This window comes from Streptosporangium sp. NPDC050855, assembly GCF_044456585.1.
Lineage (GTDB): Bacteria > Actinomycetota > Actinomycetes > Streptosporangiales > Streptosporangiaceae > Streptosporangium > Streptosporangium longisporum.
This window is the reverse complement of sequence record NZ_JBITFY010000005.1, coordinates 217267-244009: the sequence shown is the minus strand read 5'-3', so window position 1 is coordinate 244009 and position 26743 is coordinate 217267. Positions and strand designations below refer to the sequence as shown.

Below are 26743 nucleotides of genomic sequence, written 5' to 3'. Positions count from 1 at the left end.
TACCGTCCCGCGGTCCTCTCCGCGGGCACCCGGGACGTCCGGGGCGTCCGGGTCGCCCGGGTCGCGGGGGCGCGACCCGGGCTCGGACCGGCCCGTCCCCGGAGCGTGCCCCCGGCCCGGACCTGACGTCCTCGGACGCTCGCGGGGGCGTGACCCCGGCTCAGACCGGATCCCCCCAGACCATCAGCACCAGGATGACGATCCAGATCAGCACGATCACCCCGGACAGCGCGGCGATCCGGCCGGTCTGCACCTTGGCGTCGTCGTCGGGGCTCTCGCTGGTCAGGACCCGGATGGCGGTGCCCTGGTCGCGGTCCACCATGACCAGCAGCACCGCGGCGACGATGAACAGCGTCATGGACACCGACAGGTACGGCCTGCTCAGGAACTCGCGGCCCAGCAGCACCCCGAACAGGAAGACCCCCACGGAGGCGACGCCGTAGACGCGGGTGGTCTTGTGCAGGTAGCGCAGGACGCCGACGTCCTTGGCGCGGATGAATCTGGGGGTGGACATCGTGGCGGCGGTGATCGGCCCCAGGGCGAAGATCGCGAAACCGATGTGCAGCCAGAGCAGCAGGTCTGTCATGGGCCAGACATTAGTCTCCGGCGGTGTCTTCTTGGTACGCCCCCGTACGTCCCGTACGTCTCGCACACGCCTCCGGGCCCCGATCGGGCCCTGACGGGCGGCGCGGGCAGCGGCCGGGCAAAGATCCGTACAGGTAACGCAAAGTGCTCGATCCTCGCATTCTTGCCCTGAGCACCCTCCGGGGGTCAGTAGGATCGCTGGCGAGCTCGTTCCCGTGTGAGGAGACCTGCGACGGTGAGGTCGCGGTCGTGCCGGGCGGGCGTTCCATCGGGCAGGACGGCACAAGGGAGTGCCCCGTGAGCATCAGACATGTCGAGCCGTACGGCGAGGAGTGGCGCGAGCGCCCGGCCGGTTACGCCGCCCTCGTCGTCAGGGCGCTGGGCGATCAGGTGGAGAGCTGGTGGCAGGGACCCTGCGACCCGCGTACCGTCACCATCCGGCTGGCCGGGGGCGACGCGCTGGTCTGGGACGAGGAGAGCGGCTGGCGCCACGGCCGCTACGCGAGCGGTGACCGGGAGAACCCCACCGTCCTCGCCGACCCCCGCTATCTGGGCGGCGGCCTGCTGCCCGCTCCCGAGCGGATCGGCCCGGCCGTCGCCGACGCCCGCGCGGGTGTCGGGAACTGCACGGCCTGGCGGCCCTGCTACCGCTCCCACCGCCACCACCGCGACGGCTTCGACCTGGCGCTCGGCGCCTACGCCGTCTACGCGGGCGCCTGACCCGCACGGGCGTTCGACCGGCTCGGACGCCTGACCCGCGCGGACGTCAGACCGGCTCGGGCGCCTGATCGGCTCGGACGCTCGACCCGCACGGACGACTGACCGGCGTCGACGCCTGACCGGCCGCCCGCCGGAGCCCGGGATCGGGCCCCGGCGAGGGGGCGGACGAAAGGCCCGGATCCGGCGGGTCAGCGGCTGCGACGCGTCCGCAGGAAGTCGCTGACCACGTACTCCCCCAGGTGGTCGGCGCCCGTGGAGAAGACCCGGCCGCCGTTGCGGCGTCCCACCTCGTCGACGAAGTCCCGCAGGCGCTCGTCGTCGGCCAGCATGAAGACGTTGAGCGTGGCCCTGCGCCGGGTCATCTTGTCGACCTCGGCCAGGGTCAGCTCCAGCGTCTCGGAGGTGGGCGGCCACTCGAAGGCCGCCGACCCGTCGCGCCGCAGGTGGGCGGTGGGCTCACCGTCGGTGACCACGAGCACGACCGGCTCGAAGTCGGGGTGACGGTCCAGGTGGCGCCCGGCGATCAGCAGGGCGTGGTGCAGGTTCGTGCCCTGGACCATGTCCCACTCAAGGCCCGCCAGCTCGTCGGGCTGCAGCACCCGGGCGTAGTTGGAGAAGCCGATGATCTGCACCGAGTCCTGGGGGAACTTCGAGGCCACCAGGGCCTGGAGGGCCATCGCGGTCTGCTTGGCGGCGGCCCAGGTGCCGCGCAGGGCCATCGAGTACGACAGGTCCACCAGCAGGCAGACCGCCGCGGCCGTGCGCCGCTCGGTCTCGGCCACCTCGAAGTCGTCCACCGTCAGGGTCACCGAGCCGGTGCCCCCGCCGCGCCGGACGCCGTTGACCACGGTGCGGACCACGTCGATCGGCTGCTCGTCGCCGAACCTCCACGGCCGCGAGGAGCCGGTGAGCTCCCCGGCCGAGCCCGCGTCCACCTGGTCGTGGTCGCCGCGCCGGCCCCCCTCCAGGGAGGTGAACACGCGGCGCAGCGCGGTCTCGCCCAGCCTCCGGACGGCCTTGGGGGTGAGCTCCACCTTGCCGCGCTGGCGGCGCAGGTACCCCTGGGCCTCCAGCTCGCGCTCGACCTGCTTGAGCGCCTCCAGGTCGTCCACGGCGGACCGGCCGAGGGCGCGCCGGATCGCGTCCTCGTCGATGTCGTCCATCCGGGCGCCGGGGTAGTCCTGGCGCAGCGCGGACTCCAGCTGCGTCAGGTCGGCGAGCTCGTCCAGCGCGCCCACCGCGTCGGACATGCCCATCGGCTCCTCGCCGCCGAACCGCTCCGGGGTGTTCCAGGACAGGTCGGGACGACGGGCGTAGAGGGACTCGCCCAGGCGGCGCATCTGCTCGTCCAGCCCGGCCTGCTGAAGGGTCTGCCCGATCAGGGCGTCGAGCTCCTCCCGCTGGGCCGGGGTCAGCGAGGCCAGCAGGCGCTGGGTGGCCGCGGCCCGGCGGGCCAGGGTGTCGACCAGCTCCTCCAGGTTCCGCGGCGCCTCCGGGAACATGTCCCCGTACTTCTCCATGAACCGCTCGAAGTCGGCCTGGGTGTGCTCGCCCCGGGCGTCCCGGTCGAGCATGTCGTTCAGGTCGGTCATCATCTCCCTGACCCGCTCCATGGCGGCCGGGTCGGGATTCTCCAGCGCCTGGCGCATGCCGCGGAACTGGCTGTCGAGCACCTCCCTGCGCAGCAGGTCGCGCAGCTCCTCGAAGGTCCGCTGCGCCGCGGCCGAGCGCCAGCGGTACTCGCCCAGCTCCCGGATGGCGCTCGCGGTGTCGTCCGGGAGCGCGGCCAGCTCGGCCTCGCGCAGCCGGGCGTCGTCGGAGGGGTCGGGGAACAGCTCGGCCCGCTCCTGGCCGATCGCCTTGTCCAGCAGCGCCCTGGCCCGCTCCAGGGTGCCGTCCAGACGGCCGCGCTCGCGCAGCTCGCGCCTGCGCCGCCGTACCTCGCGGAGCAGGTCCTCCAGGCCCCGCCGGTTCTCCGCCCCGGGCAGCCCCTCCCTGAGCAGGTCGCGCAGGGCGTGGGCGGGGTTGGAACCGGACAGGACCGCGTCGCCCATCCGGTCCAGCGCCGAACGGACGTCGTAGGGCGGGGCGAGCGGGTCGGGCCCGTCCCGGTATTCGCCGTAGCGATAGCTCATGCGGACCCCTCAGGTGCGGTAGACCGTCGTACCGTCCACCTCGTCCTTGGACAGCCGGCGCAGAAGGTAGAGACCCTCCATGGCGAACTCCAGCGCGGCGGCGGCGTGCCCGGGGGACTCGTCGCCGATGCCGAGCTGGGACATGATCCTTGCCAGGCCCGGCACGGGCCCGACCCTGCGCAGCAGCTCCGAGGCCGGGACCGTCACGCCCGACTCGACCTGGGCCCCCTCGGAGAACCTCTCCAGCAGCGGGTTCAGGTCCGTGCCGCCGAGCGTGCCGCGGAAGGTCTCGGCCACCGCCCTGCGGAGCAGGTGCGAGAGCACCTCGATCTCCCGGCCCTCCTCGCTGACCTCGAACTCCACCTTGCCGCGCAGCGTGTGCACGATCCCCGGCAGGTCCGCCACCCGGGCCACCGCGTGGTCCTCCCCGGTCAGCGCGGCACGCCGTACGGCGGAGGCGGCCGCGGTCTCGGCCGCGGCGATGGAGAAGCGGGCCGAGACCCCCGAGCGCGAGTCCACCGCGGTGGACTCCCGGACCAGCCGGGTGAAGCGGGCGATCACCTCGATCAGGTGGTCGGGCAGGTCGGCGCCCACCTCGCCGAGCGCGGCCTCCTGGCGGATCAGGACGAGCTCGGTCTCGACCGACAGCGGGTAGTGGGTGCGGATCTCGGCGCCGAAGCGGTCCTTCAGCGGGGTGATGATCCGGCCCCGGTTGGTGTAGTCCTCGGGGTTGGCGCTGGCGATCAGCAGGATGTCCAGCGGCAGGCGCAGGTTGTAGCCCCTGACCTGGATGTCGCGCTCCTCCAGCACGTTGAGCAGCGAGACCTGGATCCGCTCGGCCAGGTCGGGCAGCTCGTTGACGGAGAACACGCCCCGGTTGCTCCGGGGGACCAGCCCGTAGTGGACGGTCTCCGGGTCGCCGAGCGTCCGCCCCTCGGCGATCTTGATGGGGTCGATGTCGCCGATCAGGTCGCCGACGGAGGTGTCGGGGGTGGCGAGCTTCTCGCCGTACCGGTCGTCCCGGTGCTTCCAGGAGATCGGCAGCTCCTCGCCCGACTCGGCCGCCAGGCGGCGGCAGCGGGCGCAGGAGGGCTCGTAGGGGTGGTCGTTGATCTCGCAGCCCTCGACGACGGGGGTCCACTCGTCCAGGAGCCCGGTCACGGTGCGGATCAGCCGGGTCTTGCCCTGGCCGCGCTCACCGAGCAGGACCAGGTCGTGCCCGGCGAGCAGCGCCCGCTCCAGGTAGGGCAGGACGGTGTCGTCGAAGCCCACGATGCCCGGGAACCGCGGCTCCCCGGCCCGCAGGCGGGCCAGGAGGTTCTCACGGATCTCGGCCTTTACCGTACGGTGAATATGGCCGCTCGCGCGCAGCTCGCGCAGAGTACGTGGCTCTGGGATATGAGGCACGGGATCGAGCCTACGTCCACAACGCACCATCCGGCACTCTCCTCCCTCTTCCGGATCTTGTTCCCTTCCGCCGGGGCCCTTGCGGAGCCGCGGGAGACCCCCGTGGGACGCGGGCGGGACGGGCCGCCGATATTGCGTGGCGGCCGGGGCGAGTGCTTGCCCCGGCAGTGGGGACAATCGCTCCAGGAACAGGCACCGGACGGCTCCGGCACGGGGCGGCCGGCGCTTGCGACGGGAACACGACGGACAGGGGGTGCGGACGAGTGGCGCTGATGACGAGTCGTTTCGCCGACGGCCTCGCGGTGGGGGCCGACCTGGTCGCCGCGGCCGAGACCGCGGTGCGCCGGGCCCTGTCCGGCCTGTCCGGGCCGGCGGACCTGCTCTGCTTCTTCATCTGCGGGGACGACCCCGACGAGGTCTCCCGGGCCGGGCTGCGCGCGATGGGCATGGCGCCCGGCGCGGCCGTGCTGGGATGCAGCGCCACCGGGGTCATCGGGGACGGCCAGGGGATCGAGGTGACCCCAGCGGTCAGCGCCTGGGCCGCCACCCTGGAGGGGGCGAGGCTCACCACCTTCGCCCTCGACACGCTCAAGACCGAGGACCGCTTCGTGGTGGTCGGCCTGCCCGACCGGGCCCCCGACGACCGGGCGGCCGTCCTGCTCGCCGACCCCTACAGCTTCCCCACCGACGGCTTCGTCGAGCGCTCCGCCGAGGTCATGGGAGATCTCCCGCTGATCGGCGGCCTGGCCAACGCCGTCCAGGGCCGCGGCGCGGTGCGGCTCTTCGCCGACGGCCAGGTGCACACCGAGGGCGCGGTGGGGGTGCTGCTCAGCGGCGACGTCAACGTCGCCACCGTGGTCAGCCAGGGCTGCCGGCCGATCGGCCCGACCATGGCCGTCACCTCCGCCGAGGACAACCTGCTGCTGGAGCTCGCCGGGCAGCCCGCCCTGGCCCGGCTGGAGGAGATCGTCAGCGCCCTGGACGAGGACGACCGCGACCTGGTCGCCTCCGGGCTGCAGATCGGCGTCGCCATGGACGAGTACGCCGAACGGCACGAGCGCGGGGACTTCCTGATCCGGGGCGTGCTCGGCATCGACCCCGAGCGGGAGGCCGTGGCCATCGGCGACGTCGTCGAGATCGGCCGTACCGTCCGCTTCCAGGTCCGTGACGCCGCCACCGCCGACGAGGACCTGTACGAGCTGCTGGACGCCCACCGCGAGGAGTTCGGCCGGGTGGACGGCGCCCTGCTGTTCTCCTGCAACGGCCGGGGCTCGGCCATGTTCGGCAGCGCCGACCACGACGCCGTCGCCGTCCACGACACGCTGGGCCCGGGCGGGGTGGCCGGGTTCTTCGCCGCCGGCGAGGTGGGCCCGGTGGGCGGCCACAACCACGTCCACGCCTTCACCGCCTCGGTCCTGGTCTTCTCCGCCCGCCCGCCCGCCGACCGTTCGTGACGCCCCTCGGCGGCCCGGCGGCCGGAGGATCAACCGACCTTGAGCTGTTCGTCGCCGAAGTCGGCGATGAGCATGAGACGACAGGGCGATCGCGACGGGGGCGAGAAATACCGACCGCCTGGGCCGGGGGCGCCGGGGCTCGGGTGCGGGGGCGGGGCGGTGCCGGTCGTACGATGAGCCGCATGCAGGACCCTCAGGTGACCTATGACGACGTGGTCGCCGCGCGCGGGCTGCTGGCCGACGTCGCGCTGCGCACCCCGCTGCTCCACTCGCACGTGCTCTCCGGTGTGGTGGGCGGTCCCGTCCACCTCAAGTGCGAGAACCTGCAGCGCTCCGGCTCGTTCAAGATCCGGGGAGCGTACGTCAGGATCGCCGGGCTGACCGGGGACGAGCGGCTGCGGGGGGTGGTGGCGGCGAGCGCGGGCAACCACGCCCAGGGCGTGGCGCTGGCCTCCGGGCTGGTCGGGACCGGCGCGACCGTCTACATGCCGCGGGGGGCGCCGCTGCCCAAGGTGGCCGCGACCCGCTCGTACGGCGCGGAGGTGATCTTCGCGGGGGACACCGTGGACGTGGCGCTGGAGCGGGCCCGCGAGCACGCCGGGCGGACCGGGGCGATCTTCATCCACCCCTTCGACCACCCGGACGTCATCGCCGGGCAGGGCACGATCGGGCTGGAGATCGTCGAGCAGCTCCCCGAGGTCGGCACGATCGTGATGTCGCTCGGCGGTGGCGGGCTGGCGGCCGGGGTGGCGCTCGCGGTCAAGTCGCTGCGGCCGGGGGTGCGGATCGTCGGCGTGCAGGCCGAGCTGGCCGCCGCCTACCCGGCGTCGCTGGCCGCGGGGCATCCGGTGGAGGTCAGGCCCGCCCTGACGATGGCGGACGGCATCGCGGTGGGCCGGCCGGGGGAGCTGCCCTTCGAGCTGATCCACTACCTGGTGGACAGCGTCGTGACCGTCACCGAGAGCGAGATCTCCCGCGCCCTGGTGCTCTGCCTGGAGCGCGCCAAGCAGGTCGTCGAGCCGGCGGGCGTGGCCGGGGTGGCCGCGATCCTGGCCCACCCGGAGGTCTTCGAGCCACCGGTGGTGGCGGTGCTGTCGGGGGGCAACATCGACCCGCTGCTGCTGGCCAAGGTCCTGCGGCACGGCCTGGCCGCGGCCGGGCGCTACCTCACGGTGAGGGTGCCGCTGGCGGACCGGCCGGGCGCCCTGGCGACGCTGCTGACCCGGCTGGCCGACCTGGGCACGAACGTGCTCGACATCGTGCACCAGCGGCTGGGCATGCACCCGGGCGAGGTCGACGTCCAGCTCCAGCTGGAGACCAAGGGGCCGGTGCACTCCGAGGAGGTGCTGGGCTCCCTGCGGGTGGACGGATACAAGATCGTCTGTACCTGAACCGGCCCGGCGGGGGACGGTCCCGCGTGACGGGGTCTGGGAGGCGCCCTACCAGGTGGTGGGCTTGCGCGGGGTGAACAGCCAGGCGTCGAAGAGGGCGTCCAGGTCCTTGCCGGAGACCTTCTCGGCCTTGGCGAGGAACTGCGCGGTGGTGACGTTCCCGTACCGGTGCTCGGCGGCCCACTCCCGCAGGAGCCTGAAGAACGCCGGGTCGCCGATCCGCTGCCTGAGCGCGTGGAGCGTCATGGCTCCCCGGGTGTACACCGAGTTGTTGAACAGGTCGTCGGCCCTGGCCCGGCCCGGGGCGTAGCTCCAGATCGGGTCGTCGGCGCCCGCCGAGTGGCTCCTGCGGAACAGCTGCTCGGCGGTGGTCCGGCCCTCGTGCTCGGACCAGAGCCACTCGGCGTAGGTGGCGAAGCCCTCGTTGAGCCACAGGTCCCTCCAGCGCTTGATGCTGAGGCTGTCGCCGAACCACTGGTGGGCAAGCTCGTGGGCGATGATGGAGTCGTCCGGGGCGAACCCGCCGTACATGGGCTTGGTCTGGTTCTCCAGGGCGTAGCCGGCCGGGAAGTCGTCGACCACGCCGCCGGTGGAGGAGAAGGGGTAGGGGCCGAACAGCGTGCTCCAGTGGTCGGTGACCCTGCCCGAGGTGTCGTAGAGGTGCTGGAGCTCGCCGCGGTACTTCGGGTCGACCGCGGCCAGGTTCTTCAGGCCCCCCGGGGTCCTGCCCTGGCGCAGCTCGAACCTGCCCAGCGTCATGGTGGCCAGGTAGCTGGCCATCGGGTGGTTCTCGCGCCACTGGAAGGTCGTCCTGCCGCCGGAGGTCCTGGGCGTGCCGACCAGCTCCCCGTTGGCCAGCGCGGTCAGCCCGGCGGGCACGGTGATCGAGAACTCGTAGCGGGCCTTGTCCGCGGGGTGGTCGTTGCCGGGGAACCAGGTCTTGGCGCCGTTCGGCTGGCAGGTGACGAACGCGCCGTCCTTGGTCGGGATGAAGCCGTACGTGCCGAGGTTGGAGGAACCGCGGACCGGCTTGGGCTCCCCGGCGTAGGTGACCTCGACGGTGAACGCCGCGCCGTTCCCGACGGGGGTCGCCGGGGTGACGGTGAGCTCGGTGCCGCTGCGGCCGAACCTGGCGGGCCTGCCGTTCACGGTGACCCGGCGGACGGTGAAGCCCGACAGGTCGAGGTTGAAGGCGGTCAGCGGCTGGGTGGCCCGCGCCTCGATCCCGGCCACCCCGGACAGGCGCCTGGAGGAGGGCTCGTACCCCAGCCTGAGGCGGTAGCGGTCCACGTCGTAGCCGCCGTTGCCGTCGGTGGGGAAGTCGGGGTCGCCGATCCCGGGGGCGCCGGGCCCGGACTCGCGGTCCGGCGCGGAGATCGAGGCCGACACCGGGGCCGAGGCCGGCATCGGGGCCGAGGCGGAGGCCGGGCTCGTGCCCAGCACGCTCTGGCCGCTCGACGCCGAGCAGGCGACCGTGCCGGCGATGCCGAGCACGCCGAGAAGAGCGGTGGTCGCCGTGGTGGCCGGCCGCTTGGACGCCATACCCTCAAGCCCCCTTCCCCGGCCCGTACGGCCGAGCCAGTGAATGGCACCCTACGCGACCTGCCTGCGCCGATCAGGCGTCTCGGGCAAGCGTCCGGACGCCGGGACCGGACACGGCCCGCCCGTGCGACCGACAAAGTACGAAATGCGGGTTCATCCACCCCGGGGGCGGGTGGCGCAGATCACTCGGGTCCCGGACGCCGGCGTCCACCGGGGTGGCTCCCCGGCGGACGCGGGACCGGGAACGGCCGGTCGATGGTGACCGGCCGTGACGGTGCCGTTCCGGATTGATCGCCCCGAGGGGGTCCTGGCAAAGCCAAGGGCGGTCATCGGTTGTCCCCGGGAGGCGTTACCCGGGACGGTCCGTCCCGGGTGGCACGCGCGGTGCGGGTTGGCGGGTTGGCGGGTTGGCGGGGTGCGGGTGCGGCTAGAGGTTGCCGCGCAGGTCCTGCTCGCGCTCGATGGCCTCGAAGAGCGCCTTGAAGTTGCCCTTGCCGAACCCGAGCGAGCCGTGCCGCTCGATCAGCTCGAAGAACACGGTCGGGCGGTCCTGGACCGGCTTGGTGAAGATCTGCAGCAGGTAGCCGTCCTCGTCGCGGTCGACCAGGATGCCGCGCTTCTTGAGCTCCTCGATCGGGGCGCGGACCTCGCCGATGCGGGCGCGCAGCTCCGGGTCGTCGTAGTAGGAGGCGGGCGTGTCCAGGAAGGCGACCCCGGCCGCGCGCATGTGGTCGACGGTGGTCAGGATGTCGTTGGTGGCCAGCGCGATGTGCTGCACGCCGGGGCCGCCGTAGAACTCCAGGTACTCGTCGATCTGCGACTTCTTCTTGGAGATGGCCGGCTCGTTGAGCGGGAACTTCACCTTGCGGGTGCCGTCCGCGACGACCTTGGACATCAGCGCCGAGTACTCGGTGGCGATGTCGTCGCCGATGAACTCGGCCATGTTGGTGAAGCCCATGACCCGCCGGTAGAACTCCACCCACTCGTCCATCTTGCCGAGCTCCACGTTGCCGACGCAGTGGTCGATCGCCTGGAACAGCCGGCCGTTGCGGACGGCGGGGGGCGCCACCAGGGGCTCGGCGGCCACGAAACCGGGCAGGTAGGGGCCGCTGTAGTTGGACCTGTCGACCAGGGTGTGCCGGGTCTCGCCGTAGGTGGCGATCGCCGCGAGCACGACCTTGCCGTGCTCGTCCTCCATCACGTACGGCTCCGCCAGCCCCTTGGCGCCCTGGGCGAGCGCGTGCCGGTAGGCCTGCTCCACGTCGGGGACGTCGATGGCGAGGTCGATCACACCGTCGCCGTGCTCGGCCACGTGCCGGGAGACGCCGGTGCCCGGGCGTACCGCGCCCCGGAACTCGAACCGCGCCGAACCCGAGGTGAGCACGTAGGACACCTCGTCGCGGCTGCCGTTCTCCGGGCCCCGGTAGGCCACGAGCCGCATGCCGAACGCGCTGGAGTAGTAGTGGGCGGCCTGCTTGGCGTTGCCCACGGCGAAGACCACGGCATCCATGCCGTTCACGGGGAAGATGTCGCTCATGCCCATACTGTCTGTTTTATTGGGCGACCTGTGCAAGAGTGACTTGAAACTCTGTACAATTTGCCCAGTTACTCACCGGTCACCCTGGAGAATCTGTACACCATGACGATCGACGAGCTCGACGCCCGGCTCATCGCCCTGCTCGCGGCCGAGCCCCGGCTGGGCGTGCTGGAGTGCTCGCGGCGGCTGGGCGTGGCCCGGGGGACCGTCCAGGCCCGGCTGGACCGGCTGTCGGCCCGCGGGGTGGTCACCGGCTTCGGGCCGGACGTCGCCCCCGCGGCGCTGGGCTACGACGTGACCGCGTTCGTCACCCTGCAGATCCGCCAGGTCAGCGGGCACGACCCGGTCTCCGACCAGCTCGCGGCCATCCCCGAGGTGCTGGAGGTGCACACCATCACCGGCGGCGACGACATGCACTGCCGGGTGGTGGCGCGCAGCAACACCGACCTGCAGCGGGTGATCGACCAGATCGTCGACGTCCACGGCGTGGTCAGGACGTCGTCGGTGATCGCCTTGGACACTCCCGTGCCATACCGTGTTCTGCCTTTGGTGGCCGATGTCCCCCGCAAGGCGAGAGGGTAGCCGTACCATGCCAAGCAGGGGCCAGACACCGTTATCCATCGTTTACCCTTGGCGGTCCGTGCAGGTCGCAGGGGGTCTGCGATAGGTCCTACCGGGGGGTCACGCGTGGTGAAGGGTCGGACGAGCGTTTCCAGGAGAAGGATCCTGAAGATCACACTCGTCCTCTTCGGCGTTGTCGTGCTCTCGGTGGCGGGCCTGCTCGGGGTGGTCTGGGCGATGACCCCCATCCCGGACAGCACGCAGCCCGACGCCACCGCGCAGGGATCGGTGATCTACTACCGCGACGGCAGGACCGTGCTGGCCCGCCAGGGCGTCAACCGCAGGAGCGTCACCCTCGACAAGGTGCCGCAGACCCTGCGCAACGCGGTCATCGCCGCGGAGAACCGCTCCTTCTACGACGACCAGGGCGTCTCCCTGAAGGGCACCTTCCGCGCGATGTGGTCCACGCTCACCGGCCGGCAGCTCCAGGGCGGCTCCACGATCACCCAGCAGATGGTCCGCAACTACTACAGCGGCCTGAGCCAGGAACGGTCCGTCGTCCGGAAGCTCAAGGAGGTCATGATCTCCCTGAAGGTGGACCGTTCCAAGTCCAAGGACTGGGTGCTCGAGCAGTACCTCAACACCATCTACTTCGGCCGGGGTGCCGACGGGGTGCACGCCGCGGCCGGGGCCTACTTCCGCAAGGACCTGAGCAGGCTGACCCTCGCCGAGAGCGCCTACCTGGCCGCCGTGATCCAGCAGCCCTCCAGGTTCGCCGACCCCTCCGGGCCCGACCTGTACGCGGCCAGGGAGCGCTGGAGGTCGGTGATCGACGGGATGGCGGCCATCGGGGCGATCACCTCCGAGGAGGCCGCCCGAGCGACCTTCCCCGCCCTCGCCAGGCCCAGGGCGATCTTCGAGCCCACCGGGCAGCAGGGCTACATGCTCGACCAGGTGACGGCCGAGCTCAAGAGCAGGGGGTACACCGACGAGGTGATCAACCAGGGCGGGTTGAAGATCGTCTCGACCTTCGACAAGAACCTGATGGCCGCCGCCGAGCGCGCCGTCACCTCGGTGCTGCCCGAGGGCACCCCCCGCAAGGTCCGCACCGGCCTGGCCGCCGTCGACCCCGCGACCGGCGAGGTCACGGCCTTCTACGGCGGCCGCGACTACGCCGCCAACAAGTTCGACAACTCCTTCTCGGCCAAGGTGCAGGCCGGATCGACCTTCAAGGCGTACGCGCTGGCCGCCGCCCTCGACAACGGCTTCGGCCTGGAGACCCAGGTCGACGGCAACTCGCCGCTGCGGGTCGCCTCGGCCGACATCCCCAACTCGGGCGGCTACTCCTACGGCCAGATCAACCTGGTCAGGGCGACGCAGAGCTCGGTGAACACCGCGTTCGTCGACCTCGCCCAGAGGGTCGGCCTGGACAAGGTCGTCAAGGTCGCCCAGAACTCCGGGATCCCCGCCGAGCAGCTCGCCCCGCACCGGGGCGCCGCGACGCTCCCACTGGGCGTGGCCTCGGTCAGCGCGGTGCAGAACGCCTCGGGGTACGCCGTCTTCGCCGCCGAGGGAGTCCACCGCGAGGCCCATGTGATCCGCTCGATCACCGAGGCGAGCGGCCGGATCGTGAAGAGCTCCACCAAGGGCAGGCGCGCCTTCGGCGAGCAGGCCGCCATCGACGCGACCTACGCGCTCCGGCAGGTCGTCGAGGCCGGCACCGGCTCGGGAGCCCGCCTGGCCGACCGCCCGGTGGCGGGCAAGACCGGCACCACCGACGAGTCGGCGGCCGTGTGGTTCGCCGGGTTCACCCCGCAGCTCGCGGTGGCCGTCGACATGTTCCGCGACGACAACAAGCCGGTGACGGTCAACGGCAGCGCCCTGTACGGCGGGTCCTACCCGGCGCAGATCTGGCGTGCCTTCATGACCGAGGCGATGAAGGGCAAGCCGGTCAAGGAGTTCAAGGAGCCCTCCAGCTACGGCTACTCCAACCCCTACGGCGACCACGGCTACGGCCAGGAGGACCCGCGGGGGCAGGCGGGCGTCGGCCCGGTCCCCGGGCCCGGCGACACCGGCACCCCCGAGCCGGGCGCCCCGGCCCCGGAGGGGGAGGTCCCGGTCCCCGACCGGGGGCCCGGCGCGGGGGAGGGGCCCGGGGAGTGGCCCGGGGACGGCGGCGACGGTCCCGGCGGCTGGGACGAGGACCGGGGCGACGGCCCCGGCGGGGACGGCGACTTCGGCCTCGACGGCCTGGGCCGCAGGCTGGGGACCTCCCCCGGCGAGGGGTGACCCCTCCCGGGCCGTGGCCGGCCGGGGGGCGTCACGCCCTTCTCACCCGGCCCTTTCGGGGCGCGGCGGGCGCCGGGCCATCAGGCCCCGGCCGCGAGCTCGGCCAGCAGGGCGGCCGGGGTGGTGACGGGCATCCGGCAGGTGAAGCCCCGGCACACGTAGGCCGCGGGCTCACCCCCGACCGGCCCCCGCCCCTGAAGCAGCGGGACCTCGTCCGAGTCGCCCTCGCCCAGCGCCACGACCAGGCCGGGCAGCGGGGAGAGCAGCGCGGTCCGGTGCAGGGCCGCGGTCGCCGGGTCACCGGCCGGGCCCACGACGGCCACCTCGACCGGGCCGGAGACCGCCGCCTGGGCCGCGGCCAGCCCCCACCCGGCGAACCGCGCGTGCCGGTCGGCCAGGACGGTCACCGTGCCCAGGGCCGCCTCGGCCGCCTCCCGGTGCCGGGCCGAGCCGGTCAGCGCCGCGTACGACAGCAGCGCCCCGGCGGCGGCGAACTGACCCGACGGGGTGGCGTTGTCGGTGGGGTCCTGCGGGCGCTGGAAGAGGCTCTCGCTGTCCTCGGCGGTGTCGTAGAACCCGCCGGCGCCGTCGGAGAAGCGCTCCAGGATCGCGTCCAGCAGCGTCCCGGCCCGCCGGAACCACCTGACCTCGCCGGTCACCCCGTACAGGGCGAGCAGGCCCTCGGCCAGGTCGGCGTAGTCCTCCAGGACGCCCGCGTTGGCGCCCGCCCGGCCGTCCCGGGAGGTGCGCAGCAGCCGGTCGCCGTCCAGATGGAGCTCGTCGACCAGCGTGGCGGCCCGCCGCGCCGCCTCGACGAGGTCCGGCCGGTCGAACAGGGCCCCGGCCTCGGCGAGGGCGGCGACGGCCAGGCCGTTCCAGGCGGCCACCACCTTGTCGTCGCGGCCGGGCCGCACCCGGCCGGCCCTCGCGGCCAGCAGCGCGGAGCGCACCCGGGCGAACCGCTCGGGGTCGTCGGGATCCTCCAGGAGCTGGAGCACCGAGGTGCCGTGCTCGAACGTCCCGGTCACCTCGAACAGGCCGATCGCCCAGTCGCCGTCCTCCTCGCCGAGGACCTCGCGGAGCTCCTCGGGCGACCAGACGTAGAACTTCCCCTCCTCGCCCTCGCTGTCGGCGTCCAGCGCGGAGGCGAAGCCCCCCTCGGGGGTGCGCATCTCGGCCAGCAGCCAGTCGGCCGTCTCCAGCGCGATCCGCCTGCCCAGCACCGAGCCGGTGGCGCGCCACCAGTGCGCGTAGACCCGCAGGAGCAGGGCGTTGTCGTAGAGCATCTTCTCGAAGTGCGGCACCACCCAGTCGGCGTCCACGCTGTAGCGGGCGAACCCGCCGGCGAGCTGATCGTAGATCCCGCCCCTGGCCATGGCCTCCAGCGTGTGGACGGCCATGGCCGCCGCGGCCTCCCCGGTCGCCCCGGCCTCCGCGGCCTCCGCGCCGGAGTCCTCCCCGGCCGCGTCGTCCCGGGCCGCGCCGACCGCCTGCGCCGCGGCGTGGCGCAGCAGGAACTCCAGGGCCATCGACGGCGGGAACTTGGGCGCGCCGCCGAAGCCGCCCCGCTCGGCGTCGAAGGAGCCGGCCAGGCCGCGTACGGCCCGCGCGAGCGTGTCCGGGGTGGGCAGCGGCCCGGAGGGCAGCGCGGACCGTTCGTTCAGCGCCTCCACGATCTTCGAGCCCTGCTCCAGCACCGCGGCGCGGTCGCCGGTCCAGGCGTTCGTCACCCCGGTCAGCAGGCGCTGGAACTGCTGCCGCGGGAAGTAGGTCCCGGTGTAGAACGGGTGGCCCTCCGGGGTGGCGAAGACTGTCATCGGCCACCCGCCGTGGCCGTTCATGGCCTGGGTGGCGGACATGTACACGGCGTCCACGTCCGGGCGTTCCTCGCGGTCGACCTTGACGTTGACGAAGTGCTCGTTCATCAGCGCGGCCGTGCCCTCGTCCTCGAACGACTCGTGGGCCATCACATGACACCAGTGGCAGGCGCTGTATCCCACGCTGATCAGCAGCGGCACGTTGCGGCGCCGGGCCTCGGCGAAGGCCTCGTCCCCCCAGGGGAACCACTCCACCGGATTGTCGGCGTGCTGCAGCAGATAGGGACTGGTCGCGTCCTTCAAGCGGTTCATGATGACCTCTCTCCTACGCGGTGCGTACGCTCTCCTCGCGAGGTGCGCGGGTCGCGCGTCACGGTTTCTACCCGCAGGGCCCGGCTCACACCTGCCGGTTCCGCCCGCAGGGTCGGCTCACACCTGACGGTCGGGGGCGGGCACGCCCAGCGCCAGCAGGGCGGTGTCGTCGTCCAGGCCGTCGCCGAAGGTGCCGAGCAGCTCGGTCACCGCCGCCACGGCCGCGGGCGCGCCGGCGGGCGACAGGCCGGTGGCGAAGGCGAGCAGGGCCTCGTCGCCGTACCGGTCGCCGCCGGGGAGACGGGCCTCGGTCAGCCCGTCGGTGTAGAGCAGCAGGGTGTCGCCGGGCCCGAGCCGGGTCTCGACGGCGGTGAAGCGGGCCTCGGCCAGGGCGCCGATGAGCAGGCCCTCGGGGGTGTGCAGGTACCGGGCGTCCTCGCCGGCGGCGCGCAGCAGCAGCGCCGGGGGGTGGCCGCCGCTGGCCAGGGTGGCGGTGAAACCGTCGCCGTCCGGGGTGATCACGCCGAAGATGACGGTGCAGAAGCGCATCTCGTCGTCGGTGTACTCCTGGCGCAGCACGGTGTTGAGGGTGCGCAGCACCTCCAGCGGATCGGGGGCGTAGGCGGCCGCGGCGCGCAGCGTGTACCGGGTCAGGGAGGTCAGCGCGGCGGCCCCGGCCCCCTTGCCGCACACGTCGCCCAGGAAGATCCCCCACCGGCCGTCGCCGAGCGGGAACACGTCGTAGAAGTCGCCGCCCACCTGGTCGGGAGAGGCGATGTGGTAGTGCGCGGCGATCTCCATCCCGGGCACGTGCGGCAGGACCGGGGGCAGCAGGCTGCGCTGCAGGGTGGCCACCAGGCGCTTGAGCCGCTCCCGGTCGCGTTCGGCCTCCTGGCGGGCGCGGAGCAGCTCGCGTTCGTAGGCCCGGCGGTCGCGGGCGTCGAAGACGGTCGTGCGGATCAGCAGCGGCCGGCCGTCGGTGTCGGTCTTCAGCACCGAGGTGACCATGACGGGTAATCGGGCGCCGTCCGCGGTCCGCATCTCCAGGGCCACCCCGCCCAGCTCGCCCTGCATGCGCAGCAGGGGCGCGAAGTGGGTCTCGTGGTAGAGCCTGCCGCCGACGGTGAGCAGGTCGCTGAAGCGGCGCCGGCCCACCAGCTGCTCGCGGGTGTGGCCGAGCCAGGTCAGCAGGGTGGTGTTGATCTTGACGATCTGGCCGTCCAGGAGAGTGGACAGGTAGCCGCACGGCGCGTGCTCGTACAGGTCCTCGGAGCTGTCCTCCAGCAGCGCGTTGAACAGCGCGACCTGGGACGGGTCGTGGGCACCGGTCTGGCGGGGGACGCCCCCGCGATCCGGTGTCACCCGGTACCGGCCGCGAAGGAGGTGATCGCCTCCGCGGTGAGCCGGGGCGCGCTGAGCTGCGGGCAGTGGCCGACGGCGTCCAGGGTCACCAGCCGGCTGCCGGGGATCTGGGCGTGGACGAACGCACCCACCTCGCGCGGGGCGATGGCGTCGCTGGCGCACTCGATCACCAGGGTCGGCACGGTGACCTTGACCAGGTCGGCCCGGTTGTCGGACAGGAACGTGGTCCTGGCGAAGACGCGCGCGATCTGCGGGTCGGTACGGCAGAAGCTGTTGGTCAGCTCCTCGCCCAGCTCGGGACGGTCCGGGTTCCCCATGATCACCGGGGCCATCGCCGCGGACCAGCCCAGGTAGTTGCTGTCCAGCGACTCCAGCAGCTCCTCGATGTCGGCCTCGCTGAAACCGCCCCGGTAGCCGTCCTCGTCGTCGATGTAGCGCGGTGAGGGGGTGAGCAGGACCAGCTTGGCGAAGCACTCCGGCTCCCGCGCCGCCGCCAGCACGCCGATCATGGAGCTGACGGAGTGACCCACGAACACCGTCTCGCGCAGGCCCAGCTCCCGGCAGATGTCCAGCACGTCGTCGGCGTAGCCGTCCAGGGTGGAGTACCGCTCGGGCAGCCAGGCCGACATGTCCGACCGGCCCGCGCCCACGTGGTCGAAGAGCACGACGCGGAAGCGCTCGGCCAGGGCCGGGACCACCAGGCGCCAGAGGTTCTGGTCGCAGCCGAAGCCGTGGGCGAGCATGACCGGCGTCCCGTCCTCGGGGCCGGTGATCACGACGTTGTTCCGTCTGGTCGCGCTCATCCGTGCATCATTTCATCTTTTGTCACGACACCGGGAGCCCGCCCCGGGCTCCGCCGCCGTCCCCGGGCGGGCCGGGCCCCCGGCCCGCGACGATCTCCCCGGCGCCCCGCCGGTGCCCCTGTGCCCCACCGGTGGGTCATCGGGGCTCCGGTACGGCCCCGGGACGGCCTCAGCCGCCAGCGGGGCGCGCCGGGACGAGGACGAACCCGCTCGCCGGGCGGGCCGGGATGCGGTGCAGCGCGATGCGGAGGTCCTGGGCGGGCACCTCGTACTCCAGCCGGGCCAGGCGGACGCTCAGGGCCCGCAGGAGCGCGACGCTGATCGCGTCCCCCGGGCACCGGTGGCCGGTACGCGGGTCACCGCCACCCTGGGGGATCAGGTCGAACGAGCCGGGCCGGTGACCGGCGAACCGCTGCGGGTCGAACGTGTAGGGCTCCTTCCACAGGGAGGGGGCGTGGTTCTGGCCGTAGACGTCCAGCAGCACCAGCGAGCCCTCCTCGATCGGCTGCCCCTGCCAGGACAGGTCCCGGACGGCCCTGCCGCCGACGAAGGGGGCGAAGGGGTAGAAGCGGCGGATCTCCTGGGCGAACATCTCGGCGAACAGGCTCTGGTCGTCGACCTCGCGCAGGGCGGCGCGCTGCTCGGGCCAGCGGTGCAGGGCGTGGGCCGCGAACGTGACGTACCAGCACACGGCCACGGTCGGCCGGATCACGTTGAGCAGCTCCACCGCGGCCACGCGCGGGTCGAGGAGCTCACCGTCGGGGCCGCGATGACCGGCGACCACCGCGAGCGCCGAACTCGCCGGCGCGGAGCGCACCCCGTCCCGCACGTCCCGGACCAGACCGGCCAGCCACGCCTCCAGGCGCCCGCGGGCCGCGCGGGCCCGCCAGTGCCGCGGCCCGCCGGTGGCGAAGCCGTCGACCAGGGCGACCAGGGCGCGGGCCGTGTCGTCCACGTCGTCGTCGGCGACCGGGACGCCGGTCCACCGGGTCACCCCCCGGGTCAGCACCCTGGAGACCTCGTCGAAGAGCACGACCGGCCGCCCGGCGGGCCAGGAGGCCACCGCGTCGGCCCAGGCCGCCACGGTGTGACCGACCAGGTCGCGGACGCCGTCCTCGGTCATGAGCGACATGAACATCGCCTTGCGCAGGCGGTGGTCGGCGCCGTCCAGGGTGTGCACGGCCCCGTGGCCGGTCAGCGTGCTCTTGATCGGGCCGGGCAGGGCGTCGACGCGCCTGATGTGGTCCTCGTCGTAGAAGAAGCGCGCCGCCTCGGGACCGCACAGCGCCGTCACGCGCATGCCCAGCAGGCGCGTGCGGACCACGTCGTTCCCGGTACGGCGCCGGAGGTTCGGCAGCCAGCCGTAGCCCTCGAGCAGCAGCGGAAGGGTGTTGTCGAGATCAGGCATACGGTCGTGCATGCCCTGACCCGCCCGCCGAAAACAGCCGGGAGCCGCGGCCGGGGCGACGGCGGGCACGGCGGCCTGCAACACCGAACGGCTCGCCCGGCCGGAGCCGCCGTCCCGGACCGGGGACGGCGGTTCAGCCGAGGACGCCGACCTGGCCGCCGTCGGCGTCGGAGAGGCGATCCGCGGCGACCCCCGGGTCGCCGCGGTCCTGACGGTTCCCAAGGCCCCGCGGGACCCCTTCCAGGGCCTCCCCCAGGGTGTCGCGGAGCTCGAACACCGTGTTCAGCCCCGTGATCCTCAGGGTGCGGCACAGTGACGGCGGCGGGGCGGCCAGCACGAAGCGCACCTGGCGCGCCCGGCATCCCTTGGAGATCTCGATCAGCGTGCCGAGCCCCATGGAGTCGCAGAACGTCATCGGGCTCAGGTCCAGGATCAGGGAACCGTCCCGCAGGAAGTCCCAAAGGTGCTCGACCATGGTGGTGAGGGTGGGGGCGCTGTTCCAGTCCAGTTCACCGCGGACGTGGACCACGGCATGACTGCCCGGCTCGCCCAGATCGACGGTGAAGGCCAGCTCGTCGGAGGGGTGCGTGCCCATCTTCTCCAGTCCTTCTCGCGTGTCCCGCCCTCCATTGTGCAGCCGGATCGGATGAACGTCTCGCAGACCCCCGGACGGGCGCGACGGCCCCTCGGATGGTGTGCTCGGGGCACTTCGGGCGTAGGCTCACTGGGCGTGGATCTCGACTTCGTCTGTGCGCACGCCGGAAGAGCGGCCTCCGGGCTGACCCGGCGTGATGTTGCCCGTGCGCTGCTCGCCGTGCCGTCCGGTGTGGCGCTGGTGGCGCTGCCCGACCTGAGAAGGGCGATGCTCGCGGCGGGCAACCCGCTCTCGGCCCCGTTCTGGGACTCGGCCAAGGCCACGCTCAGCGCGATCGAGTCCGGCGGTGCCACCGTGGGGGACGTGCAGCGCTGGATGGAGTCCACCGGTACCGAGCCGCTCCTGCTGACCCGGAGCTTCTTCGTCTGGCCCGAGGAGGACGAGCGCGGGCCGGTCGGCGAGGAGATGTTCCGCAGGCTGGTGGCCCACCTGGAGGAGAAGGTCGCCGAGGGCGAGATAGACCCGGACGCCCTCGCCCGGGGCGACGAGGAGGCCAGGGAGGCGTACGCGGACCTGCAGGAACGCTGGCTCACCGGGCCGCTGCCGGACGGGCGGATCCCCGGCGCGGCCGTCTCCGACGAGCAGGACGAGGAGCTCTTCGCCGCCTGGGACGAGGAGGAGGCGTTCGCCCTGGGCGAGCTGCGGCGCATCCTGGCCGAGCTGCCCGCCCCCGAGCGTCCGGCCAGGGACCTCCGGGTCGCCGCCGCGCGGCTGCGCGAGATGCTGGACAGGCCCGGCTATCCCGGCAACGTGCTGCGGGCCTGCGCCGGGTACGAGGAGGAGCCGCTGCCCACCGACGACGAGGAACTGTGGATGACCGTCACGGCGGGCATCGCGGGGCCGATCTCGGACCTGCCGGAGGAGGACGACCGGGTGGAGGTCTTCTCCGACCTGGAGGGGGAACTCGGCCCGGAGGACGCGGTGCTGGCCGCGCTCTGCGCGATCCACCACGCCGACTGGCTGGCCGTGGTCGCGGCCCTGGCCAGGCGCGGTCCCGGGGTGCTGGCCTCGCCGGAACGGATCGCCCGGCTCATCGCCGAGTCCGAGGACATCGACGTCGACATGGACGAGCCCGAGGACCTGGACGCGGCCGAGACGCTCTTCAGCTCGGTCACCCCGCTCTGGGCCTGCCTGGGGATCGTCGACCGGACCGAGGTGCTCACCCCGCTGGGGCACTGGGGCCTGCCCAAGGCGCTGGAGCGGGCCTGGTCCTCGACGGACGCCCTCGGCGACTGACGGCCGCGGGAGCCGGGTCCTTCCGACCGGCGGCGGGGCGGGTCAGGTCTGCGCGGTCTCCTCGTCGACGAGGTCGGCGTATCCCTCCGGGACCAGGTCCCGGTAGGCGGGGTGCCGCCGGATGTAACCGGCGATGAACGGGCAGAGCGGCACGACCGCCCGGCCCGAGGCCCGGCTCGCGTCCAGGGCCGCCGAGGCGAGCCGTCCGCCCAGGCCCCTGCCCTCGAACGCGGGCGAGATCTCGGTGTGGGTGAAGATGATCTTCCCGGCCCGGAGCCGGTACGCGGCGAATCCCGCGGCCGTGCCGTCCACCGTGATCTCGAAGCGGGAGGCCCCGGGGTCGTCGGAGACGGCCACGCCGCCGGAAGGGGCGCCGGGGCCGGTGGTCTCGGCCATGCTCGTCCTCGAAGCTGTCGGCCCGGCCGGAGCCGGGGTCAGGGAGCGGTGGTCGGGGCCGAGGGTGCCGAGGGCCCCGGGGGCACCTGAGGGGCCGTAGAAGCGGTGGGTCCCGCGGACGCCGGGGGCTCCGCCGGCCCGGTGGAACCGCCGGCCCCGGCGTCGTTCCGCCGCTGCCTGAACTCCGCCTCCGAGGGGACCTCGATCCTGGAGATCTGCTTCCTCATCGACTTGACGAGCATGTACAGGGCGAACCCCAGCCCGGCCACGACCAGGAAACCCAGCAGGCCGGGACTGACGTCACCCGTGGGGCCCGTAGGGGCGGTTTCGAATGCAATCACGGCTCAAGTCTGCCACCGCCCCCTCGCGGTCGTGTCAGTGGCAGGCGGGCGAGACCGTGTCCGCGTGGATGCCGGTGAACAGGTCGTTCTCGGGAAGCTCGACGTCCACGAGCGAGCGGGCCAGGTGGTAGTCCTCGGTCGGCCAGATCTCGCGCTGCAGGTCGCGCGGGCAGACGAACCAGAACCCGTCCGGGTCCACCTGGGTGGCGTGCGCGAGCAGCGCCTCGTCGCGGGCCTCGAAGTAGTCCCCGCAGGGGACGCGGGTGGTCACCGGCCACTTCTGCGGCCGGTCCTCCCAGCGGGCGATCCAGTCGGCGTACGGGGAGCCGATGCCCCGGGCGTTCATCGCCTCGTGCAGCGCCTCGAAGCGGTCCTTGGTGAAACCCATGTGGTAGTAGAGCTTCAGGGGCTGCCAGGGCTCACCGGTGCCGGGGTAGCGGTCGGGGTCACCGGCCGCCTCGAAGGCCTCCACCGAGACGCGATTGGTCATGATGTGGTCGGGGTGCGGGTAGCCGCCGTCGTCGTCGTAGGTGAGGATGACGTGCGGCCGGAACTCCCGGACGGCCGCCACCAGGGGCTCCGAGGCGACCTCGATCGGCTGTACGGCGAAGCAGCCCTCGGGCAGCGCCTCGTTCTCGTCCTCGGGCAGGCCGGAGTCGACGAACCCCATGAAGCGCTGCCGCACGCCGAGGATCTCGCGGGCGCGCTCCATCTCCAGCCGCCGGACCTCGGCGATGTTCTCCAGGATGTCGGGACGGTCCATCTTGGGGTTCAGGATCGACCCGCGCTCGCCTCCGGTGAGCGTACAGACCAGCACGTCCACGCCCTCGGCCACGTAGCGCGCCATGGTGGCGGCGCCCTTGCTCGACTCGTCGTCGGGATGCGCGTGAACGGCCATCAGCCTGAGCGGTGCACTCACGGGCTCGGTGTCTCCTCTGTGTCGGTCACGCTCTTCGATGTCACCGGCCGCCGCGCGGGCGGACGGCCTGTCCGGCCGTGCCCCCCGCGCCACTCCGGCGCCTCGTCCCGCGTGCCCTCGGCTTACGTCACTCCGAAGAAAGGTTAGTTTCTCCTGGGCGGTCGCGAGGGCGACACCCCCGCGAGGGACAATCGTCTCGGATAACACCGAGGTAGTGCAGGGAGATTCCGTGATGGCCACCAGCGAAGCCGAGAAGGGCCGTCAGGACGGTCCCGTCCTCGGCAGCCCGGGCGACTTTCCCGACCGCCCGGAGCGCCGGGGGCGCCTGGTCGTGCACGTGGTGATCGCCATCCTCTGCGCGGTCTGCGCCGGGGGGTGGGGGTACGTGATGTGGGCGTCGAAGGGGAATACGGAGGTCTTCGAGCAGGTCGTGACGTTCGACGTCAGCCGCGGCGATTCCGTGCGGATCACCTTCGAGGCGTACAAGCCGGCGGATCGCTCGGCGCGCTGCCGTCTCCGGGCCATGGACGTCGACCATGTCGAGGTGGGCAACAAGGAGGTCGGTATCCCCCCTGGTGAGGAGCATGTCCGGCTTACCGAACGGCTAGAGACCAGTGCCCAGGCCACTTCCGTCGATGTCCAGTACTGCTATCTCGTATAGTGAGACATTTGGGGAGGCGGTGGAGGGCTTAACTTGTTAGCCTTTCGAGATTCGTCCGACCGCAACCCCCTGAAGCAGCATGCCCCCTAGAGGAAGCAAGGAGAACCCGTGGCCGACTCCCACAACGAGAGCGTCACCTGGCTCACTCAGGAGGCGTACGACCGCCTGAAGGCTGAGTTTGAGCACCTCTCGGGGCCCGGGCGCGTCGACATCGCCAAGAAGATCGAGGCAGCCCGCGAAGAGGGAGATCTGAAGGAGAACGGCGGCTACCACGCGGCCAAGGACGAGCAGGGCAAGATGGAGGCGCGCATCTTCCACCTCCGTCAGATCCTGGACAACGCCAAGGTCGGCGAGGCGCCCCGTACCGAGGGCGTGGTCGGCCCCGGAATGACGGTCACCGTGCGTTTCGAGGGCGACGACGAGGAGGTGGCCTTCCTGCTGGCCTCCCGTGAGGAGAGCGGCGCCCCGATCGACGTCTACTCGCCCAAGTCGCCCCTGGGTGCGGCGATCAACGGCAAGAAGATCGGCGAGAAGGCGACCTACACCATGCCGAACGGCCGTTCCAACACGGTGGAGATCCTCGAGGCGGTGCCCTACATCGGCAACTGAGCCGCCGTGTCCCGCCGTCTCGCACCTCGCTCCTGAGCCGCGCGTCCGTCCTCCACGGATCCGCCGGGACCTCCGTCCCGGCGGATCGTCACGTATCGGGACGGCCGCCGGACTACACATCCGAAGGTCGTGCCGGTGACCGGCCGTGAGGCCGCGCCGGCGACTGGACCGAGGAGAGGAGGATCGTGAGGAACGAACGATCCCCCTCGACGAGGGAAGGAGCCGGATCAGAGCGGCCTCACCGCGACGCGCAGCGTCGCCATGAACACAGAGCCGGATAAGAGCGGCCTCACCGCGACGCGCAGCGTCGCCATGAACACGGCTAAACACTAATAAGGCGCTTTTCGCGAGGTTCGCGTACATTGTGGCGCGGGGTGAGGCACTCTCGTAGGGCTGGGTCATCGGGGAAGGGAACAAAGTCGTGTTCTATCGGCGGCCGCGCGTCTCCGATCTGATCCGGGAGGCCCGTCAGGACCTCGCCTACCGTCCCCGTCTCGGCCCCCGGCACCCGTACCACCCCTACCGTGACCCCCGCGCCGCCCGTCTGCGGTGGCTCGTGCCGGTCGTCGCGGTCATGACCGTCAGCGTGCCGGCCGCCGGCCTGGTGATCCTCACGCAGATGCCGGAGACCGAACGCGGGACCGTCGTGATGCGCAGGTCCGTGGCCACCGCGCCCGCCGCCGCGGCCGAGCCCGCCCGGGGCGGGACGGCCGCGACCGCACCCGCCGCACCCGCCGCACCGTCGTCCGCACCGTCGTCCGCGCCGTCCCCGGTGGCACCGCTGACCGCGATGCGGCAGCCGCACCTGTTCGTCGTGGCGCCCCGGTCGCTCGGCGACGACGTGGTCGCCAGGATCACCCGGCTGGCCGGGGTGCGGGCCGTGGAGCGCGCCGACGCCGCGGAGGTGGTCCTGGACGGCAAGCGGGTGCAGACGCTGGGGGTCGACCCCTCGACGTTCCGCGCGTACACCCCCAGGCCGACCGCGCGCTCGGACCGGCTCTGGAGGAACGTCTCGGCCGGCGAGGTCGCCGTCTCCTTCGTCCTGGGCAGCGACGGGGGCATGCCGCTGGGCAAGACCTTCACCACCGCCGGGCGGAACCTGCGTGTCGGCGCCTACGCCACGATGGGCATGGGCGCCATCGACGCGGTGGTCTCCCGCCAGACCGCCCGCGCCCTGGGCATCCCGGAGAACAACGCGCTGGTGGTGAGCGCCCCCCGAGCCGACTCCGCGAAGCTGCGCCGCGCCCTGCTGCGGCTCCTGCCCAGGGGCGGGCAGGTCGCCGTGATCAACCCGGTGCTGACGGCGCCGCGCCGTACGGCCTGGTCGGCGGGGTCGTTCATGACCACCGCCCAGCTGCACACCGCGCTCACCGCCGCCGCGGGCAAGGTCGGTCGCCCGTACGTGTGGGGCGCCGAGGGTCCCGACAGCTTCGACTGCTCGGGCCTGGTCCAGTGGGCGTACGCGCAGGCGGGCATCAAGGTGCCCCGGGTGACGCACCAGCAGTTCGTCTCGGGCCCGCAGATCCCGCTGTCCCAGGCCCAGCCCGGCGACCTGCTGTTCTGGCGGCACGACCCCACCAATCCCGGGTACGTCTCGCACGTGGCGATCTACTGGGGCGGCGGCAAGATGCTGCACGCCCCCAGGACCGGGGACGTGGTCAAGCTCGTCCCCGTCAGCACCCGTAACTTCGCCGGGGTCGTACGGATCAGCCCGCAGGTCGCCGCCCGCGTGCGCTGACCCGGCGGTGCCGCCCCGGCGGCACCGATGACACCGGTCCCGCGACACCGGTCCCGCGACACCGGTCCCGCGACGCCGGCTCGACAGCACCGATCCGACGGCACCGATCCGACGGCACCGACCCGGCGGTGCCGCCCCGACGGCGTGAGCCCGGCGACGCCTGCCCGACGGCACCGGTCTGTTCCCGGCGTCCGCCGGTGCGCCCGTACGCGGCGTCCCCCCCGTCCGGGCCCGTCCCCGGATCCGAGCGTGTCGCGCTCCCCGTCGTGCGCGGCGCGAGGCTGGTCTCGTCGGACGTAGCGTTGTAATCTCCATTACATGGAAAACAGTAAAGCGGTCGAGCAGCTGCGCGGCTGGTTCTCGGGAAGACTGCCCGCCGACTGGTTCGACGGCGAGGTGCAGATCGTCCTGGACCGCGAGGAGATCACGGTGATCGGCCGGCTCCGGCCTCCCGCGCTCGGCGACGACGTCTCCGAGGTCGAGCGCGCCGCCGCGTTGGAGGGCGGCGTCCTGCGTTTCCGCGAGGAGACCAGGGAGCGGCGGATGGAGATCGCGGTGGAGGCCGAGCGCCGCTTCCGCAGGAAGGTCTCCTGGGGGGTGGTCGCGGGCGAGGAGACAGTGATGTTCACCACACTCTCCGTGCCCGTCATGACCCGCCTGCGGCAGTCCGAGCGCCGGGTCCTCGACACTCTCGTCGCGGCCGGGGTGGCCCGCAGCCGCAGCGACGCGCTCGCCTGGTGCGTGCGTCTGGTGGGCGACCACACCGACACCTGGCTGGCCGATCTGAGGGACGCCCTCCAGCACGTCGACCGCGTCCGGGCGGCCGGGCCCGGCGTGAATTCCTGATCCTGGTCAGCGGAAATGG

General features: G+C 72.6%; 23 protein-coding genes. 10 read left to right on the top strand and 13 right to left on the bottom strand.

Features of this window, described 5'->3' with window-relative positions; translation table 11 throughout:
• Positions 1 to 160 precede the first annotated feature (160 nt).
• Positions 161 to 586: a hypothetical protein gene (locus ACIBCT_RS13635; RefSeq protein ID WP_399188126.1), complete on the bottom strand. Its 426-nt coding sequence runs from the start codon at positions 584 to 586 to the stop codon at positions 161 to 163.
• A 296-nt stretch (positions 587 to 882) separates the two neighbouring features.
• On the opposite strand from ACIBCT_RS13635, the gene ACIBCT_RS13630 reads away from it, so the two are divergent.
• Positions 883 to 1305, top strand: a complete 423-nt coding sequence (locus ACIBCT_RS13630; RefSeq protein ID WP_399188125.1) for a DUF6292 family protein — start codon at positions 883 to 885, stop codon at positions 1303 to 1305.
• A gap of 188 nt (positions 1306 to 1493) precedes the next feature.
• Here ACIBCT_RS13630 and ACIBCT_RS13625 read toward each other — a convergent pair whose 3' ends face one another.
• The gene (locus ACIBCT_RS13625; protein WP_399188124.1) at positions 1494 to 3440 is read right to left on the bottom strand and encodes a VWA domain-containing protein; all 1947 of its coding nucleotides are present in this window, start codon (positions 3438 to 3440) and stop codon (positions 1494 to 1496) included.
• Positions 3441 to 3449: 9 nt separating this feature from the next.
• On the bottom strand, positions 3450 to 4877 hold the full coding sequence (locus ACIBCT_RS13620) for a sigma 54-interacting transcriptional regulator (protein ID WP_399188123.1): 1428 nt from the start codon (positions 4875 to 4877) through the stop codon (positions 3450 to 3452).
• A 242-nt stretch (positions 4878 to 5119) separates the two neighbouring features.
• Here ACIBCT_RS13620 and ACIBCT_RS13615 point away from each other — a divergent pair, with 242 nt between their 5' ends.
• Complete coding sequence (locus tag ACIBCT_RS13615) at positions 5120 to 6301, top strand: FIST N-terminal domain-containing protein (protein WP_399188122.1); 1182 nt, start codon at positions 5120 to 5122, stop codon at positions 6299 to 6301.
• A gap of 182 nt (positions 6302 to 6483) precedes the next feature.
• Complete coding sequence (gene ilvA, locus ACIBCT_RS13610) at positions 6484 to 7692, top strand: threonine ammonia-lyase (RefSeq protein WP_399188121.1); 1209 nt, start codon at positions 6484 to 6486, stop codon at positions 7690 to 7692.
• A 48-nt stretch (positions 7693 to 7740) separates the two neighbouring features.
• On the opposite strand, the gene ACIBCT_RS13605 is transcribed toward ilvA, so the two are convergent.
• Positions 7741 to 9234, bottom strand: coding sequence for a M1 family aminopeptidase (locus tag ACIBCT_RS13605; RefSeq protein ID WP_399188119.1), 1494 nt, complete (start codon positions 9232 to 9234; stop codon positions 7741 to 7743).
• Between the two features lie 427 nt (positions 9235 to 9661).
• Complete coding sequence (hppD, locus tag ACIBCT_RS13600; protein WP_399188117.1) at positions 9662 to 10771, bottom strand: 4-hydroxyphenylpyruvate dioxygenase; 1110 nt, start codon at positions 10769 to 10771, stop codon at positions 9662 to 9664.
• A gap of 102 nt (positions 10772 to 10873) precedes the next feature.
• Here hppD and ACIBCT_RS13595 point away from each other — a divergent pair, with 102 nt between their 5' ends.
• Both ACIBCT_RS13595 and ACIBCT_RS13590 read left to right on the top strand, forming a co-directional pair.
• Positions 10874 to 11353 carry an Lrp/AsnC family transcriptional regulator gene (locus ACIBCT_RS13595; protein ID WP_399188115.1) on the top strand — a complete coding sequence of 160 codons (480 nt, stop codon included), beginning with the start codon at positions 10874 to 10876 and terminating at the stop codon, positions 11351 to 11353.
• 105 nt (positions 11354 to 11458) lie between these two features.
• Positions 11459 to 13621 (top strand): transglycosylase domain-containing protein, encoded by a 2163-nt coding sequence (locus ACIBCT_RS13590; protein WP_399188113.1) that lies wholly within the window; start codon positions 11459 to 11461, stop codon positions 13619 to 13621.
• A gap of 80 nt (positions 13622 to 13701) precedes the next feature.
• On the opposite strand, the gene ACIBCT_RS13585 is transcribed toward ACIBCT_RS13590, so the two are convergent.
• The 5 genes from ACIBCT_RS13585 to ACIBCT_RS13565 form a co-directional block, all read right to left on the bottom strand.
• Entirely contained in the window at positions 13702 to 15750 is a 2049-nt protein-coding gene (locus tag ACIBCT_RS13585) for a thioredoxin domain-containing protein (protein ID WP_399188111.1), read from the bottom strand.
• A gap of 117 nt (positions 15751 to 15867) precedes the next feature.
• A complete protein-coding gene (locus tag ACIBCT_RS13580; RefSeq protein WP_399188109.1) occupies positions 15868 to 17112 on the bottom strand; it encodes a PP2C family protein-serine/threonine phosphatase in 1245 nt (414 codons plus the stop codon).
• Complete coding sequence (locus ACIBCT_RS13575) at positions 17109 to 17915, bottom strand: alpha/beta fold hydrolase (RefSeq protein ID WP_399188106.1); 807 nt, start codon at positions 17913 to 17915, stop codon at positions 17109 to 17111. The genes ACIBCT_RS13580 and ACIBCT_RS13575 overlap by 4 nt, the downstream gene beginning before the upstream one ends.
• A 169-nt stretch (positions 17916 to 18084) precedes the next feature.
• A complete protein-coding gene (locus ACIBCT_RS13570) occupies positions 18085 to 19323 on the bottom strand; it encodes a cytochrome P450 (protein WP_399188104.1) in 1239 nt (412 codons plus the stop codon).
• A 133-nt stretch (positions 19324 to 19456) separates the two neighbouring features.
• Positions 19457 to 19918 (bottom strand): STAS domain-containing protein, encoded by a 462-nt coding sequence (locus ACIBCT_RS13565; RefSeq protein WP_399188102.1) that lies wholly within the window; start codon positions 19916 to 19918, stop codon positions 19457 to 19459.
• 135 nt (positions 19919 to 20053) lie between these two features.
• Between ACIBCT_RS13565 and ACIBCT_RS13560 the strand changes: the two genes are divergently transcribed.
• The gene (locus ACIBCT_RS13560) at positions 20054 to 21214 is read left to right on the top strand and encodes a hypothetical protein (RefSeq protein WP_399188100.1); all 1161 of its coding nucleotides are present in this window, start codon (positions 20054 to 20056) and stop codon (positions 21212 to 21214) included.
• 42 nt (positions 21215 to 21256) lie between these two features.
• Here ACIBCT_RS13560 and ACIBCT_RS13555 read toward each other — a convergent pair whose 3' ends face one another.
• From ACIBCT_RS13555 to mca, 3 genes are read right to left on the bottom strand one after another with little or no spacing between them, the layout of a single operon-like run.
• Positions 21257 to 21610, bottom strand: coding sequence for a GNAT family N-acetyltransferase (locus ACIBCT_RS13555; protein ID WP_399188098.1), 354 nt, complete (start codon positions 21608 to 21610; stop codon positions 21257 to 21259).
• A gap of 38 nt (positions 21611 to 21648) precedes the next feature.
• The gene (locus tag ACIBCT_RS13550) at positions 21649 to 21951 is read right to left on the bottom strand and encodes a hypothetical protein (protein ID WP_399188096.1); all 303 of its coding nucleotides are present in this window, start codon (positions 21949 to 21951) and stop codon (positions 21649 to 21651) included.
• Between the two features lie 34 nt (positions 21952 to 21985).
• The gene (gene mca / locus ACIBCT_RS13545; protein WP_399188094.1) at positions 21986 to 22870 is read right to left on the bottom strand and encodes a mycothiol conjugate amidase Mca; all 885 of its coding nucleotides are present in this window, start codon (positions 22868 to 22870) and stop codon (positions 21986 to 21988) included.
• 232 nt (positions 22871 to 23102) lie between these two features.
• Here mca and ACIBCT_RS13540 point away from each other — a divergent pair, with 232 nt between their 5' ends.
• The 4 genes from ACIBCT_RS13540 to ACIBCT_RS13525 all read left to right on the top strand — a co-directional run bounded on the left by ACIBCT_RS13540 (position 23103) and on the right by ACIBCT_RS13525 (position 26724).
• Positions 23103 to 23531 (top strand): DUF4307 domain-containing protein, encoded by a 429-nt coding sequence (locus tag ACIBCT_RS13540; RefSeq protein WP_399188092.1) that lies wholly within the window; start codon positions 23103 to 23105, stop codon positions 23529 to 23531.
• 108 nt (positions 23532 to 23639) lie between these two features.
• Positions 23640 to 24140 carry a transcription elongation factor GreA gene (gene greA / locus ACIBCT_RS13535; protein ID WP_344902669.1) on the top strand — a complete coding sequence of 167 codons (501 nt, stop codon included), beginning with the start codon at positions 23640 to 23642 and terminating at the stop codon, positions 24138 to 24140.
• Positions 24141 to 24561: 421 nt separating this feature from the next.
• The gene (locus tag ACIBCT_RS13530) at positions 24562 to 25878 is read left to right on the top strand and encodes a C40 family peptidase (RefSeq protein ID WP_399188089.1); all 1317 of its coding nucleotides are present in this window, start codon (positions 24562 to 24564) and stop codon (positions 25876 to 25878) included.
• A gap of 318 nt (positions 25879 to 26196) precedes the next feature.
• The gene (locus tag ACIBCT_RS13525) at positions 26197 to 26724 is read left to right on the top strand and encodes a hypothetical protein (RefSeq protein ID WP_399188087.1); all 528 of its coding nucleotides are present in this window, start codon (positions 26197 to 26199) and stop codon (positions 26722 to 26724) included.
• Positions 26725 to 26743 lie beyond the last annotated feature (19 nt).

Coding starts and splice junctions, on each gene's coding strand:
- ACIBCT_RS13615 (WP_399188122.1), top strand. CDS start 5,120: ATGACGAGTCGTTTCGCCGACGGCCTCGCGGTGGGGGCCGACCTGGTC.
- ilvA (WP_399188121.1), top strand. CDS start 6,484: ATGCAGGACCCTCAGGTGACCTATGACGACGTGGTCGCCGCGCGCGGG.
- ACIBCT_RS13540 (WP_399188092.1), top strand. CDS start 23,103: ATGGCCACCAGCGAAGCCGAGAAGGGCCGTCAGGACGGTCCCGTCCTC.
- ACIBCT_RS13575 (WP_399188106.1), bottom strand. CDS start 17,915: ATGAGCGCGACCAGACGGAACAACGTCGTGATCACCGGCCCCGAGGAC.
- ACIBCT_RS13565 (WP_399188102.1), bottom strand. CDS start 19,918: ATGGGCACGCACCCCTCCGACGAGCTGGCCTTCACCGTCGATCTGGGC.
- ACIBCT_RS13570 (WP_399188104.1), bottom strand. CDS start 19,323: ATGCCTGATCTCGACAACACCCTTCCGCTGCTGCTCGAGGGCTACGGC.
- ACIBCT_RS13585 (WP_399188111.1), bottom strand. CDS start 15,750: ATGAACCGCTTGAAGGACGCGACCAGTCCCTATCTGCTGCAGCACGCC.
- ACIBCT_RS13620 (WP_399188123.1), bottom strand. CDS start 4,877: ATGGTGCGTTGTGGACGTAGGCTCGATCCCGTGCCTCATATCCCAGAG.
- ACIBCT_RS13525 (WP_399188087.1), top strand. CDS start 26,197: ATGGAAAACAGTAAAGCGGTCGAGCAGCTGCGCGGCTGGTTCTCGGGA.
- ACIBCT_RS13605 (WP_399188119.1), bottom strand. CDS start 9,234: ATGGCGTCCAAGCGGCCGGCCACCACGGCGACCACCGCTCTTCTCGGC.
- ACIBCT_RS13555 (WP_399188098.1), bottom strand. CDS start 21,610: ATGGCCGAGACCACCGGCCCCGGCGCCCCTTCCGGCGGCGTGGCCGTC.
- ACIBCT_RS13635 (WP_399188126.1), bottom strand. CDS start 586: ATGACAGACCTGCTGCTCTGGCTGCACATCGGTTTCGCGATCTTCGCC.
- ACIBCT_RS13625 (WP_399188124.1), bottom strand. CDS start 3,440: ATGAGCTATCGCTACGGCGAATACCGGGACGGGCCCGACCCGCTCGCC.
- hppD (WP_399188117.1), bottom strand. CDS start 10,771: ATGAGCGACATCTTCCCCGTGAACGGCATGGATGCCGTGGTCTTCGCC.
- ACIBCT_RS13595 (WP_399188115.1), top strand. CDS start 10,874: ATGACGATCGACGAGCTCGACGCCCGGCTCATCGCCCTGCTCGCGGCC.